The sequence below is a fragment of the Variovorax sp. Varisp53 genome (genome assembly GCF_059491555.1).
The window spans coordinates 3216423-3230034 of record NZ_CP168512.1; the positions used below are offsets into that span (position 1 = coordinate 3216423).

The 13612-nt window shown below is 68.7% G+C and carries 14 protein-coding genes; 4 read left to right on the forward strand and 10 right to left on the reverse strand.

What is annotated here, in order from left to right:
* The first annotated feature begins 73 nt into the window (after window positions 1-73).
* The 3 genes from ACEOAB_RS15030 to ACEOAB_RS15040 all read left to right on the forward strand — a co-directional run bounded on the left by ACEOAB_RS15030 (window position 74) and on the right by ACEOAB_RS15040 (window position 2434).
* Window positions 74-388 carry a helix-turn-helix domain-containing protein gene (locus ACEOAB_RS15030; protein ID WP_413748093.1) on the forward strand — a complete coding sequence of 105 codons (315 nt, stop codon included), beginning with the start codon at window positions 74-76 and terminating at the stop codon, window positions 386-388.
* Window positions 385-1677 carry a type II toxin-antitoxin system HipA family toxin gene (locus tag ACEOAB_RS15035; protein WP_495652940.1) on the forward strand — a complete coding sequence of 431 codons (1293 nt, stop codon included), beginning with the start codon at window positions 385-387 and terminating at the stop codon, window positions 1675-1677. The genes ACEOAB_RS15030 and ACEOAB_RS15035 overlap by 4 nt, the downstream gene beginning before the upstream one ends.
* A 64-nt stretch (window positions 1678-1741) precedes the next feature.
* On the forward strand, window positions 1742-2434 hold the full coding sequence (locus ACEOAB_RS15040) for a P-loop NTPase family protein (protein WP_007837844.1): 693 nt from the start codon (window positions 1742-1744) through the stop codon (window positions 2432-2434).
* Between the two features lie 24 nt (window positions 2435-2458).
* On the opposite strand, the gene fabG is transcribed toward ACEOAB_RS15040, so the two are convergent.
* The 10 genes from fabG to ACEOAB_RS15090 all read right to left on the reverse strand — a co-directional run bounded on the left by fabG (window position 2459) and on the right by ACEOAB_RS15090 (window position 11965).
* Window positions 2459-3190, reverse strand: coding sequence for a 3-oxoacyl-ACP reductase FabG (gene fabG, locus ACEOAB_RS15045; protein WP_056590589.1), 732 nt, complete (start codon window positions 3188-3190; stop codon window positions 2459-2461).
* Window positions 3187-3660 carry a hotdog family protein gene (locus tag ACEOAB_RS15050; RefSeq protein WP_056590593.1) on the reverse strand — a complete coding sequence of 158 codons (474 nt, stop codon included), beginning with the start codon at window positions 3658-3660 and terminating at the stop codon, window positions 3187-3189. The genes fabG and ACEOAB_RS15050 overlap by 4 nt, the downstream gene beginning before the upstream one ends.
* The gene (locus tag ACEOAB_RS15055; RefSeq protein WP_056590596.1) at window positions 3657-4424 is read right to left on the reverse strand and encodes a class I SAM-dependent methyltransferase; all 768 of its coding nucleotides are present in this window, start codon (window positions 4422-4424) and stop codon (window positions 3657-3659) included. The genes ACEOAB_RS15050 and ACEOAB_RS15055 overlap by 4 nt, the downstream gene beginning before the upstream one ends.
* Complete coding sequence (locus tag ACEOAB_RS15060) at window positions 4421-5260, reverse strand: polysaccharide deacetylase family protein (protein ID WP_056590599.1); 840 nt, start codon at window positions 5258-5260, stop codon at window positions 4421-4423. Before ACEOAB_RS15060 ends, ACEOAB_RS15055 begins: the two co-directional genes overlap by 4 nt.
* A complete protein-coding gene (locus tag ACEOAB_RS15065; RefSeq protein WP_056590602.1) occupies window positions 5260-7653 on the reverse strand; it encodes an MMPL family transporter in 2394 nt (797 codons plus the stop codon). The genes ACEOAB_RS15060 and ACEOAB_RS15065 overlap by 1 nt, the downstream gene beginning before the upstream one ends.
* Complete coding sequence (locus ACEOAB_RS15070) at window positions 7653-8279, reverse strand: LolA-related protein (protein ID WP_056590605.1); 627 nt, start codon at window positions 8277-8279, stop codon at window positions 7653-7655. Before ACEOAB_RS15070 ends, ACEOAB_RS15065 begins: the two co-directional genes overlap by 1 nt.
* Window positions 8251-9273 (reverse strand): lysophospholipid acyltransferase family protein, encoded by a 1023-nt coding sequence (locus tag ACEOAB_RS15075; protein ID WP_056590608.1) that lies wholly within the window; start codon window positions 9271-9273, stop codon window positions 8251-8253. Before ACEOAB_RS15075 ends, ACEOAB_RS15070 begins: the two co-directional genes overlap by 29 nt.
* A complete protein-coding gene (locus tag ACEOAB_RS15080) occupies window positions 9273-10988 on the reverse strand; it encodes an AMP-binding protein (RefSeq protein ID WP_056590613.1) in 1716 nt (571 codons plus the stop codon). Before ACEOAB_RS15080 ends, ACEOAB_RS15075 begins: the two co-directional genes overlap by 1 nt.
* Before the next feature lie 16 nt (window positions 10989-11004).
* The gene (locus ACEOAB_RS15085; protein WP_235507914.1) at window positions 11005-11583 is read right to left on the reverse strand and encodes a COG4648 family protein; all 579 of its coding nucleotides are present in this window, start codon (window positions 11581-11583) and stop codon (window positions 11005-11007) included.
* Between the two features lie 70 nt (window positions 11584-11653).
* Window positions 11654-11965 (reverse strand): phosphopantetheine-binding protein, encoded by a 312-nt coding sequence (locus ACEOAB_RS15090; protein WP_007837856.1) that lies wholly within the window; start codon window positions 11963-11965, stop codon window positions 11654-11656.
* 126 nt (window positions 11966-12091) lie between these two features.
* Here ACEOAB_RS15090 and ACEOAB_RS15095 point away from each other — a divergent pair, with 126 nt between their 5' ends.
* Window positions 12092-13606 carry a helicase HerA-like domain-containing protein gene (locus tag ACEOAB_RS15095; protein ID WP_413750568.1) on the forward strand — a complete coding sequence of 505 codons (1515 nt, stop codon included), beginning with the start codon at window positions 12092-12094 and terminating at the stop codon, window positions 13604-13606.
* The last annotated feature ends 6 nt before the right edge of the window (window positions 13607-13612 follow it).

A 13612-nucleotide genomic window follows, 5' to 3' on the forward strand; every position in this document is an offset into this window, starting at 1 on the left:
AAGCGACGGAAGAAGCAGCGAAGGTTCTTAGGAAAGATATTTCCTAAAACCTCATTTGCGGTAATATATTTCCGTGGACAAGCAGGAACTCATCACCGCCCTGGCCGCTCGCCGCGATGCCGCTGGCATCTCGCATGCCGAGATCGCTCTGCGCTCGGGACTCACCGAGCGCTCCGTGCGCAACGCCCTGAGCCTGCGGGGCAACCCGCAGCTGTCGTCGCTGCTGGCGCTGGTCGATGCACTGGGGCTCGAACTGCAACTTGCGCCGAAGGGCTTCGGCGAAACCACGGCCACCGATCCCGGCTATCGCCCCGTGGCCACGCGCGTGGGCCATGCAGTGGCGCAGGCGCCCGGCGCGCCACACAACAAGCGCCGTTTGCCGCCATGAACGTCAAGATCCTCGAGATTTCGCTCGGCACACGCCACTTCGGCAAGCTGTTCCAGTACGCCGACCTGTGCCGCTTCGTCGCGGAGCCCGAGCTGGTCGCCAATCCGCCAGCCGAAGTGCTGTCGCTCTCGATGGTGGCGAGCGACCCGGCGGCCCAGTCGGCACTCTGGAGCGACGTCAAGAACCCGCTGTTCAACGCCCAGAGTGGCCAGCTGCCGGGCTTTTTCCAGAACCTGCTGCCCGAAGGCGTGCTGCGCAGTCACATCGCGCAGCTGCGCGGCTGTCGCGAGAACGATCATTTCGAACTGCTCGCTGCCTGCGGCGGCGACCTGCCCGGTGCAGTGAGCGCCCGGCCCGTGTCGGTGGACCGCGGCACGCTGCAGCGCCTCATCACGCAGGACCAGGATGCGCTGGAGATGTCCGTGGTCGAACTGCCGATGCCGCAAGGCATTTCGGTCTCTGGCGTGCAGCCCAAGCTGGGCCTGCGCCGCCAGGGCGGGCGGTACGCGGCCCGCACGCGGGCCGGCGCAAGCACCCGGGTGATCGCCAAGCTGCCGGTCGCCGGCCGGCCGCACATGCCGCAGCTCGAGATGCTGTCGCTGCAGATGGCCGGCGCGGCGGGCGTAGAGGTTTGCCATGCGGAACTCGCCCCGCTCTCGGCCATTGCCGCGGAGCACAGCTATGCGCTGCCCGACGAGCCCGAATTCCTGGCGGTTACGCGCTTCGACCGCGACGGCGCGCGCCGCATCCATTTCGAAGACTTCGCTCAGGTGCTGGCGATCGACCCGATGCGCAAGTACAGCGGCAGCTACCTCGACATGGCGCTCGCGATGCGCGCGTTTCCGTCGCTGGGCGACGATGCGGTGCTCGAGCTCCTGCGGCGGCTCGTGGTGAACGACCTGCTCGGCAACCCCGACGCGCATCTCAAGAACTTCGGCGTGCTGTATCCCGACGGCGTTGCGCCGCGATTCGCGCCGGCCTACGACATCGTCGCGTACGCCGCGCTGCAGGGTGTCGACGGCCACGCGCTGCCGCTGTTGCCCGAATCCACGGTCTCGGCCCGGCGCACCGCCCTGTTCACGCCCGCCAACGTACGCGCCTTCTGCTTCTCGACCGGGCTGCACGAGCCGCTGGTGCGCCGTGTCGTCGCCGACACAGCACGGCTCGCCCGCGACAAGTGGCCCGCAATGATCGACGCCTCGGCGCTGCCGGCGCCGTGGAAGAAGCGGCTGCAGCAGCGCTTGCAGGCACATCCCTTGCTGCAAGCCATGGCAAAACGCGGCAGGTAGAAAAACTGGCCCCTAGAATGAATCCGCCCTCCACCCCTCAACCCATTCGAGGCAGCAGCAACTCATGAGCTCCATCAATTTCATCGGCGGCGAAAAAGGCGGTGTCGGCAAGTCGGTCACGGCGCGCGTGCTGGCGCAGTACTTCATCGACCACAGCCGCCCTTTCACGGGCTTCGACACCGACCGCTCGCACAGCTCGTTCACCCGCTTCTACGAAGGCTTCGCCTCGCAGGTGGTGGTCGACAGCTTCGAAGGGCTCGACACGGTCGTCAACGGCTTCGAGACCAACCCGCAGCAAAGCGTGATCGTCGACCTTGCCGCGCAAACGCTGGCACCGCTGTCGCGCTGGATCAAGGAGTCGGACCTGTTCGACGTGTTCGCCGACATCGGCGTCACCGTCAATTTCTGGCACGTGCTGGACGACGGCAAGGACTCGACCGACCTGCTCGGCGCGCTGATCGACACCTTCGGCAACCGGCCCAACTACATCGTGGTGCAGAACTACGGCCGCGGCAGCGACTTCGGGATGCTGCTGGCCTCGCAATCGCTCTCGAAGGCGACGGCGAACGGCGCACGCGTGATCACCCTGCCCCGCCTGCACGACGCGAGCATGCGCAAGATCGATGCGCAGAACACGAGCTTCTGGAAGGCCGTGAACGACCGCGAAGGCCCGCATGCGCTCGGGTTGCTGGAACGGCAGCGCGTGAAGTCCTGGCTGGCTACGGCCTACGCGGCGTTCGACACCTTGCCGCTGTAAAAGAAATCCCGGCGGCGGATCTCTTCAGATCATCCCGCCGTTGATCGAGATCACCTGGCCCGTGATGTAGGCCGCCTCGTCACTCGCCAGGAAGGCGGCCAGCGCTGCCACTTCCTGCGGCGTCCCCGCGCGTTTCACCGGCACCATCTGGTTGACGATCGCGGGATCGAACACCGCATCCGCCATCGGCGATGCAATGATTCCGGGTGCAATCGCGTTCACCGTCACGCCGCGCGACGCCACCTCGAGCGACAGCGCCTTGGTCGCGCTGTTCAGCGCGCCCTTGGCCGCGGCGTAGTTGACCTGCCCCCGGTTGCCCGCAATCGCGGCTACGGAAGAGATATTCAGGATGCGCCCCCACCGCGTGCGCATCATGGGCAGCAGCAGCGGCTGTGTGACGCGGAAGAAGCCGTTGAGCGATACGTCGATCACCTTGTGCCACTGCTCTGCGCGCATGCCCGGCAGCACGGCGTCGTCGTGCACGCCGGCGTTGTTGACGAGGATCTGGACCGGCCCGCCTTCCAGGATGCGCGCGCACGCCGCCGCCGAGGCTTCGTCGCTGCACAGGTCGAACACGTGGCACTCCGCCTTGCCGCCCGCCGCCGTGATCGATGCAGCCAGTTGCTCGACCGCCTCGGGCCGCGCATTGGCGTGCAGCAGGACCGTGGCGCCGTCCCGCGCGAGGCGTTCGGCCATGGCAGCGCCGAGCGCGCCGCTGGCGCCCGTGATCAGCGCGCGTTTTCCTTCGAGACTCATGGCGATGTCATGCTTTCTGCAGCTAGCGGTGTGTTCAGGACCACCACGGCGCGGCCTTCGGCCAGCATGCGGCCGTCGTCCGCCTTCACCGTGAATTCATAGAGGATCTGGCGGTCGTCGCCCGACAGGCGCCGGGCTCCCACCTGCAACGCGCCGGGCACGTCGTCGAGACGCGCCACCGCCAGTTTCACGTTGCGCGCGCTCGCCAGGAAACCCGCCGACGGCGTGCTGCCCTCGGCAGCCAGCAGGCCGCCATGCAACGCCATGGCCTGCGCCGCGTATTCGATGGCATTGGGCGCGAGCAGTCCGCTCTCGGTGCGCAACGGGTTGTCGGCCTGTGCGTGCGTGGTCGTGCTGCAGTGAATGGCCTCGGCGTCCCAGCTCTCGAGCCGTTCCAGCAGGCACATGCTGCCGCTGTGCGGAATGCGCCGGGCAATGCCGGCGCGGTCGAGCGTCTGCGGCGCCGTCACGCGGCCCCTTCCAGGTCGGCCACCAGCAGCACGTTGGCGAAGGGCGTGCCCGCGCTCATCGGAATGCTCTGCACGCGGAAGCCCAGGCGCCGCAGCAGCGCCGTCCAGTCGGCCAACGGCCGGCCCCAGGTCGGCGAGACCTTGTGGCCACGGATGCGCGTGACCGTGCGGTCGACCCACTGGCTGATCGCGAAGCCGCGGCGGCTCGACGCGTCGCCCACGCGCAGCAGCAGCCGCGCCTGCGGGTTGGCGCCACGGCGCAGCGCGTCGCGCACGCGCTGCAGCACGCCTTCCTGCGCTTCAAGGTTCACGTAGTGCAGCACGTCGAGGATCACGACAAGGTCGCAGTCCGGCAAGGCGGCCGAGCACATGTCGGCGCAGACCAGCTTCGGCGCGGGCTGCAGATGGCCGATGGAGGCTTCGGCGCGCGCCACGTCCTTCGGCATCAGCTCGATGCCGGTGTAGTCTGCGCCGTGCGTCGTGGCGTGCCATGACGACGGCCAGCGGCCCTGCTTCTGCATCGTGCTCATCGACGCCAGCAGGCTTGCGAACAGGCCCTGGCCGCAGCCGATGTCGACCACGCGGCTGTGCTGCGCGCCGACCAGCCGATGTTCGAGCAAGCCGCGAAACACCGGATCGCGTCCCAGCTTGCCGCGCGCGAAGTGCCAGGCGAAGCTGCCGCTCTTCCGGTAGGGAACGGTCGCGGCCTCATGCAGCTCGCGCCAGGCGTTGTCGGTCGACGACGAGGGCATCACCGCGCTCATGCTTTGAGGCCCTCGGGCAAGGTAACAGCGCGCAATCCATCGGCGCGCAGGCGTTCGAGCAACAAGGGCAATACCTCCAGCAAAACGGGTTGTCCTTTGGCGGTGCGCGCGGCATTGCCGTCGTGCAGCAACAGGATGTCGCGCGCCTGCAGGTTGTGGCTCAGGCGCGCCATCACCTTGGCGGCGTCGCCTTCGCGCGTGTCGAAGCCGCGCCGCGTCCAGCTCACCAGCGAGAGGCCGAGGCGGTGCAGCACGGGTTCGAGGAACGGGTTGCGCAAGCCGGCCGGCGCGCGGAAACAGGTCGGGCGCTGGCCGACGGTGTCGGCGAGGATGTCCTGCGCCCGCGCAATTTCGGCTGCAAAGCCGCGCGGCCCGAGAAAAGAGAAGTTGTGCCGGTGCTGCGCCGTGTGGTTCTGGATGCTGTGGCCGCGCGCGACGATCTCGCGCGCCAGTTCGGGATGCGCCAGCACGCGTTCGGCGATGCAGAAGAACGTGGCGCGCTGGCCGTGCGCATCGAGCAGATCGAGCACTTGCGGTGTCACCTCGGGCTCCGGCCCGTCGTCGATGGTGATCGCCACTTCGCGGCGCGCGGCAGCCGCTTCGGGCAGCCGCGTGACGTTGGGGCCCAGCAGGCTGCTGCGCGGCGTGAGGCCGGCGCCGGTGATCAACGCATGGTTCAGCACGATCGCGCCGATGGCCCACGGCAACGCACCCGGCACCAGCACGCCCGCGCCGATGGCCGCGACATGCCATGCCGCGCTGGCGCGGATGGCCGGCGGCCAGGGCCAGGATTCGGTGGACGCAGGAGCGGAAGACATGGGGGTCGATTTTCCCATCAGCGGCGCGCCGCTTTCGCAGGCGCCACGCTCCGCGCAAACGCCGCCGACAGCAGCAGCGCCAGCAGCGCGCCCGGCGCAACCACGCGACCAATGGACGACAACGCCGGAATGTCCGAAATCGCGATCAGCCCGAACGACACCACCGTCGTCAGGTTGGCCAGCATCAGGGACGCCAGCGTGTCTTCGTCGGCCCGCCCAGTCGTGCGCAGCTGGTCGAAGAACAGCGCGTAGTTCGACCCCACCGCCACGATCAGCAGCAGCCCCACCAAATGCAGGATGCCGAGCGCCGCCTGCAGCAAGGCCATGCCGCCGAGCGTGAGCACCACCGCGAACAGCAGCGGCTGGCACACGGCCAGCAGCCGACGCCACGAGCGCAGGTAGATGCCGAGCAGCACCACCACCGCCAGCGCGCCGAGCAGCACCTGCACGAAGGCCTCGTGCAAGTAGCGCTGGTACAGGCCCGCGAGTTCGCGGCCGACGTCGACCACCTGCACTTCGGGCACGCCAGCCAAGGCTGCTTCGAGGCGGCCCTGGTCGAACTTGGTGCCGGGGTGCAGCACGACCAGCGTGCCCCATCCGCCGCCCGGGCGTTGATACATGAGCGTGTTCAGGATCGAACCGAGCGGCCCACCGGCCAGTTCGGCGCGCTCCACCGGCGGCAGCTTGCGTGCCGCCTCGATGTCGGCCAGGAACGGCCCGAGCCGCGATGCCGGCAGCGGCATGCCCTTGGTCGCCTCGGCCAGATTGGTGCGCAGCGTTTCGGCGTTCGGCAGGCTCGCGATGCGCGCCGTCTGCACCGCCACGCTCGGCAGCACGCGCGTCACGGTTTCGTAGCCGACGAGTTCGCCCTGCTCCACCAGCGCATCGAGCCGCGCCGCGGCCGCCTCGGTGTTGCGAAGCGCGGCCTGTTCGTCGTCGCCGAATGCAACCACCAGCACGCCGCCGTCGCTCGCGCCGATGTCGTTGCGCAGCATTTCGTCGAGCTGCTGGGCCGCCTTGGGCACCGGGCTCATCGCGCCCAGGTCGGCGCGCCACAGGTGGCCGCCCTGCCACAGCACCAGCGCCAGCGCGGCCACGCCCAGCGCCGCCAGCGGCCAGCGCAGGCGCGGCAGGCCGCGCACCAGTGCGCCGGCCATTTGCGCCATGTACCTGCGCATGCCCATGCCGGTGGCGCCGTCGGGCGCCAGCACCGGCAGCACGTAGCGCGTGGCCAGCGCGGCCGCGACGAGGCCGGCGATGGAGAACACGCCCAGCTGCGCCAGTCCCGGAAAGCCCGAGAACACCAGCGCCGCAAAGCCGCACACCGAGGTCAGCAGGCCGAGCCGCACGGTCGGCCAGTTCAGGTCGCGCCAGCGCTGCCAGCCGGTGCCGGCCACGGCCGCGCCCCGCGCCTGAATGAGGTAGTAGATGGCGTAGTCGACCGTCTCGCCGATCAGCGTGCTGCCGAAGCCCAGCGTGAGGCCATGCACCGAACCGAACACGAGGCTCACGCTCGCCGTGCCGATCACCACGCCCGTGGCCACGGGCAGGAAGGCGATGACCAGCGCACGCGGCGAGGCGAACGCCAGCAACAGCAGCCCGCCCATGACGATGCCGCCCACCACCGCGAGATGGAGCGCTTCGGTCTTGATCTTGTCGCGGCTCATCACCGAGAACACCGGCGGCCCGCTGAGCAGCAGCTTCGGCGCCGTTGCGCCCATGTCGCGCGTGGCGGCCTCGTAGGCGGCGTGCACGCGTGCGATGGCCACGGCCTGCGCGTCGAGGTCGCTGCCGGCGGCGCGCGTGGTGGCGATCATCAGCGCGCGCGGCGCGGCGCGCGACATCCACACGCCGTCTTCGCTGCGCGGCGCGCTGGCGGGCACCAGTTCCATGGCAATGCGCTGTGTCTCGCCGGTCGGGTCGCGGTCGAGAAACGGCTTGATCACGTTGCCGGCCGGCGTGCCGAGCATCGACAGGGTTTCGTTGATGGCGTCGCGCAGACCCTCGGCGGTGAACTGCCCAGGCACTACGCCTGGCGACAGCTGATAGCGGTGCTGCAGCACCCAGGCTCCCGCCTCGCTCCAGTCGCCGACGTCGCCGTTCTGGACCAGATCGAACAGCTTGCTCTCGCGCATGTCTTTGGCGACCGCACGCGACACGGCGGCACGCTGCTCGGTACTGCCGCCCTCGATGCCCAGCATCAGCGTGCGCGAGGCGACGCCGCTTTGCAGCTGCTCGATCAGCACGCGCTGGCGCACGTCCGGGCTCTTGGGAAGGAAGGCGGAAAGATCTGCGCCGATCTGCGTGCGCGCAATGACGACGGCACCGCACAGCAGCACCAGCAGCCACGCCAGCAGCACGACCGCTCTGCGCCGCCAGCCCGGCGGACCGCCTGCCTGCTGTTGCGGCATCACGGCGTGGTGCGTCCGGGCGCGCTGGATGGAGCCGCGTTGCCCGGTGTGATGTTCATGACCGAGCGGTCACCGCCGACGAACTCCATCTCGAGCCCCAGCACGTCGCTCGCGCGGCCGTTGATGCGCATGCTGCGCACCTGCGCCGCCAATCGGCTGTCCATCGGGACGAGGTCGAGCGTCCACTTGGCAGCCGAGCCCGACACGGTGCTGCGGAAATAGCGCTGCAGCGTGACACCGTCGCCGGTGAGCGTGCCGCGCATGGCTTCGACCAGGCCGAGCAGCTCGGGCATGCTGTCCAGCGCCAGCGTGCGGGTGCGGCCGCCGCGCGAAAGCGTCAGCGTGTTGCCCTCGACAGCCATGGTCTCGATGCGCGGCGACAGCGTGCGGCGCACCAGCTTGTCGGGTGCGTCGAAGCTCAGCGTGCCGCTGGCGTCGAGCGGACCTTCGAGGCCGTGCACGAAGCGTTGTTCGGTGAAGCGAGCCTCCCCGCTCTTCTGCTTGGCCAGCAGCGTCATCAGCTCGGGCAGGTCGAACGCCGCCCAGGCCGGCACGGCAAAGAAGGCCAGCGCGAGCACGCAGGCCCTGCAAAGCCAGTCAAGCCGCATCTTCGAGCCAGAAATCATGGAAATTGAACCAGTTGTAGGGATACGCGCGGCACAGCGCTTCCAGGCGTGCCACATAGGCTTCGACGGCCGCGCGGATGCGCTTTTCGCGCTCCGCGGGGCTGCAGACCGCCTCGCCGAAGTCGGCCAGCGGATCGAACCGGACATCGTAGCGAGCACCGCCGCCGTAGAGCCCGGCCATGAAGAACACCTTGCGGCGCAGCAGGGCCGCCAGACGGAAGGGACCATCGTTGAAAACCGCCGGCTGCCCGAGGAATGGCAGCACGATGTTGTTGCCGCGCTGGTGCACGGGCTGGTCTTCGCTGCCCGGCAGCGTACGGTCGGCCAGCATGCCGCCCAGGCCGCCGCCGTCGAGCCAGTCGCGCAATTCGAGCATCGAATGCGGCCGGCCCAGCGCGATGACGTGCGGCCGCAGTTCAGGCACCGCAATGGCGTTGAGGATGGCCGTGATGCGCTGCGCGTTGTCCGGGTACATCAGCATCGCCAGGCGCAGGTTACGCTGGTGCGTCTGCTGCTTGCAGGCGCCAAGCGCCTCGAAGCTGCCGACGTGGGCGCCGAGCAGGAAGGCGCCCCGCCCTTGTGCGATCTCGGACTCGATCGGCACATTGCCCTCGATGCCGACCTTGAACAGGTCCATGCGCCCGCGCAGGAAGTAGACGCGGTCGAGCACCGTCGACGCGAAGGCGTGCAGCAGGCGGAAACCGTCGACCCAGCCCGCCTGCGGGCCGATGGCCCTGAACAGATAGCGCTTGATGTGCCGGCGCTGCGCCGGTGCGAACAGCAGGAAGTAGAGCGCGATGGGCGGCAGCAGCAGGCGCGTGACGTGGCGCCCACACACCAGCGCCATCGCGACGATGAAACGCAGCGCAAGCATGTTGCTGCGCTCTGGCGCATGCGCCCAGCCGCCACTTTCACCGCGCTCGCCATTCGGTGCCGCCTGCCCTGCCCGGTCAGCCTCTTTCAAGGCGCGCGCTTCAACGTCGGCGTGTTTCATCACGCGGACTCTTGCACGGCCGTCCAGCGACCGGTGACGGCCACCACGCCGTCGCAGCGAACGTCGAAACGTACGCCGCGGCCAGGTCCGGCCTCCGGATGCAGCTCGATCGACAGCGCGGCGCCCGGGCGCACCGGCGACAGGAACTTTGCCGCGGCGAGCGTGGGATGTGCGCCCAGCCGCGCCACCAGGGCCGGCACGCGCCGGATCGACTCCATGACCTCGGCCAGCACCAGCGCGCCAGGCAGCAGGGGCTGGCCCGGAAAATGGCCGGCGAATACGGGGTGATCCGCCGGCACCATGTGCGCCATCTGCACTGGCGTGTCGTCTTCCGCGAGCTGTGCCAGCGCGAATTCGCGCAGCGCACGCACCGTGAGCTTGCCCGTGCCTTCGCGTGGAAACGCCTTGACCTGCACCACCCTGCGCGGCACGAACACGGGTTCGAGCCGCTGCCGCAGGGCCGCGATGATGTCGCCCGCCGAGAGCTCTGGCGCGACCACGAAGGCCACCGGCCGCACGACCCCGTCGGCCACCTCGTCGGGCAGCCAGAAGGCGCCGTCGTTCACGCCGGGAATGCTGTTGAGATGGAAGTTCAGGTGCGCCAGCGAGCTGCGCCGGCCCGCCACGTGAATCAGGTCGTTGGCGCGGCCGAACAGGCGGAAGCGGCGTTCGTCCAGCAGTTCGAGCACGTCGGCCATCGGCGTGGGCTCGGGCATGAAGTCGCCGCTGAAGATGAAGCGCTCGGGGCCGCCGTCGGCCGAGGGCTCGGCGTGCACGCGGATCTCGCCGAAGGTCTCCCAGATTTCACTGTCGGTGGTGCGGCGCGTGGCAACCTGGCCCGACTCGGTGCTGCCGTAGATTTCGAGCAGCACGCCCCCCATGGCCTGCTCGGCCTGCTGCGCAAGCTGCGGCGACAGTGGCGCGGTGGCCGAAAGGATCAGGTCGACCGCTGGCAGCTCGATGCCCGAGAGCAGCAATGTCTTGAGATGGAACGGCGTGGTGACCAGCGCACGCGGCCGTGGCACCGAGGCCAGCGTTTTCGCAACATCAGCCGGAAAGAACGGCCGGCCGCTTTCGAATGCTGCGCCGCCGAGCATTGCGAGCAGCACCGACGATTCGAGCCCGTAGCTGTGCTGCACCGGCACGGTCGCGACCAGCGTGAGGCCTTCGAGCGAGGGACGCTCCAGCACCCGGCACAGGCGCTTGACGGCCACCGCCACGTCGCCCACCAGCGTGCGCCAGGTCTTGGCGTGCGGCTGCGGTACGCCGGTCGAGCCCGAGGTGAGCAGGCTGGCCGCGTGCATGGCCGCGTCGATCGCGGGCACCGCGCCATCGGGATCGGCACCCCCGCCGGGACTCGCGCGGTTTTCGAACAGCACGCGCTGCATCCCCGGGGCCTGCAGCTTCGGGTCATCGGTGAGCGCAAAAAGATGCGAGCCGCCGGATTCGAGCAGGCGCGCGAGCGTGTCGGGCCGCGCGTCGGGCGGCAGCAGGCTGGCATGGCCGCGCACCAGCGCCGCGCCCAGGCTCACGGCGAAGGCGTATCGGTCGGCGCAAAGATTGACGGCCGGCCCCTCGCCCGGAAGCCCGGGTGCGAAGCGGGCCACGTCGGCCAGGAACTGCCGCGCACTCACGGGAACACCGGCGCGCCAGGCAAGGGGGGCATCGGGGTCTCGGTCCGCGAGCAGCGGCAGGAAGCGAAGGTCTGTCGTCACGCTGGCAGCGCCTGTGTCATTGGCCGCCGGGGCTGGTGTCCACCGACGATGTGCCATAGAACGCGCGCACCGCATCCACAAGGCGCGTACGTTCGAATTCGGGATGCAGCCGGTAGCGCAGCAGGTGTTCGCCGACGAACAGCAGCGTCACCATGACCGGCGACAGCACATTGGCGAACAGCGACCACTCGGAAAACGGCCGCGTCAGGTAGATGAGGATCGACGCCAGCACCGTCAGCGCGAAGAAGCCGGTCCAGATGCGCGTGAGCTGCGTGGTGTAGGCCAGCATGTGGCCCTTGAGCGGATGCACGCGCTGCGCGAACTGCGTGATCAGCGGCAGGCCGCGGCCGCGCAGTGTCGAGCCGAACCAGCCGCACAAGGCTGCGTTGATGGCCACGTGCTGCAGCACGTACAGCCGGTTGGGATCGCCCGCCTCACCGAGGAAGACGAGCGAAAAACCGCCAATGCCCAGCACGGCCACGGCGGCAAGGCCCCAGCGGCCGAACCAGCTGGCGGCCAGGCCCATGGCGGCGAGCCAGAGCGGGCCGAGCAGCACCACCACCGCCCATGGCTCCGTGGCGTGGAACAGCGTCATCCAGTGAGAGAGGCCGGCATATGCAACCCCCACCACCAACAGGAGTGCTATTCGCCATCGCGACATGTGATCAGGAAGCCACGCGATGCTGGGCGACGTGGGTCGCGAGCGTGCGCAGCGACTGGAAAATCTGCTGGTTGCGTTCGTCGTCCGAACGCAGCTGGAACCCATAGCGACGCGAGACTTCGAGCGCCACTTCGAGGATGTCGATGGAGTCGAGTCCCAGGCCTTCGCCATAGAGCGGCTCGGTCGGCACGATATCCTCGGGGGCCACTTCGAGATTCAGCGCGCTCACGAGCAGCACGGCCAGCTCTTTTTCGATCGGCGACTGTTCGGAGGCATCGCCAGTGGCGGGAATGGGGGGCTGAGCAGTCGATGACAAAAAAACCTCCTGAAACTTTTTCCTGAACTACCGTGCGGGTCGTGGATTATAGGAGTGCCGCTTAGGGCCTGTTCGCCCTGTGCAAGGGCCCTAGACTACCCGCTTCGATACGACCCGGAGCGCCCCATGGCCGACCCCCTTCTGATCGCACGGCATGAAGCCATCGAGTGCAATCTTCTCCCCAGCCTGGCCAATCGCCACGGCCTGATCACCGGCGCCACCGGCACCGGCAAGACCGTCACCCTGCAGACCATCGCGGAGAAGCTCTCCAGCATCGGCGTGCCGGTGTTCATGGCCGACGTCAAGGGCGACCTGACGGGTATCAGCCAGAAAGGCACTATCGGCGACAAGCTGGCCGCCACGCTGAAAGAACGCGGCATCGACCTGCCCGAGCCCTCCGCCTGCCCCGTCACGCTGTGGGACGTGTTCGGCGAACAGGGCCACCCGGTGCGCGCCACCATCTCCGACATGGGTCCGCTGCTGCTGGCCCGCATGCTCGACCTGAACGAAACACAGGCCGGCGTGCTGAACCTGGTGTTCAAGATCGCCGACGACAACGGCCTGCTGCTGCTCGACCTGAAAGACCTGCGCGCCATGCTGCAGTACGTGGGCGAGAACGCGAGCCAGTTCACTACGCAGTACGGCAACATCAGCGCCGCTAGCGTGGGCGCCATCCAGCGCGGCCTGCTGCAGATCGAGACCCAGGGCGGCGACAAGTTCTTCGGCGAGCCGATGCTCAACATCGCCGACTTCATGCAGACCGTGGGCGGCAAGGGGGTCATCAACGTCCTCGCAGCCGACAAGCTCATGAACTCGCCGCGCCTGTACGCCACCTTCCTGCTGTGGATGCTGTCGGAGCTGTTCGAGCAGCTGCCCGAAATCGGCGATCCCGAGCAGCCCAAGCTGGCCTTCTTCTTCGACGAGGCCCACCTGCTGTTCAACGAGGCACCCAAGGCGCTGGTGGAACGCATCGAGCTGGTGGTGCGCCTGGTGCGCTCCAAGGGCGTGGGCGTGTATTTCGTCACGCAGAACCCGCTGGACATTCCCGATACGGTGCTGGCCCAGTTGGGCAACCGCGTGCAGCACGCGCTGCGCGCTTTCACCCCGCGCGACCAGAAGGCCGTGAAGGCGGCCGCCAGCACCATGCGCCAGAAGCCGGGCCTCGACATCGAAACCGCCATCACCGAACTCGCGGTCGGCGAGGCGCTCGTGAGCTTCCTCGACGAAAAGGGCCGTCCGAGCGTGACCGAACGCGTGTTCGTGCTGCCGCCGGGCAGCCAGCTCGGCCCGATCACGCCCGACCAGCGCAAGGCACTGGTCGCCGGCTCGCTGGTCGCGGGCGTCTACGAGAAGACGGTGGACCGCGAATCGGCCTACGAAAAGCTCAAGGGCCGCGCCGAGAGCGCACCCGACGCGCCCGCGGTTGGCACGGGTGGCAAGCCCGCGGCCGAATCGTCCGGCTCCGGCATGGGCGGCATGCTCAACGACATGCTCTTCGGCACCACCGGCCCGCGCGGCGCGAAGCACGACGGGCTGGTGCAGACCATGGCCAAGTCGGCGGTGCGCACGATGGGCACCTCGGTGGGCAAGGAGATCCTGCGCGGGGTGCTGGGCGGGATCTTCGGCAGCAAGAAGCGCTGAGGAGGA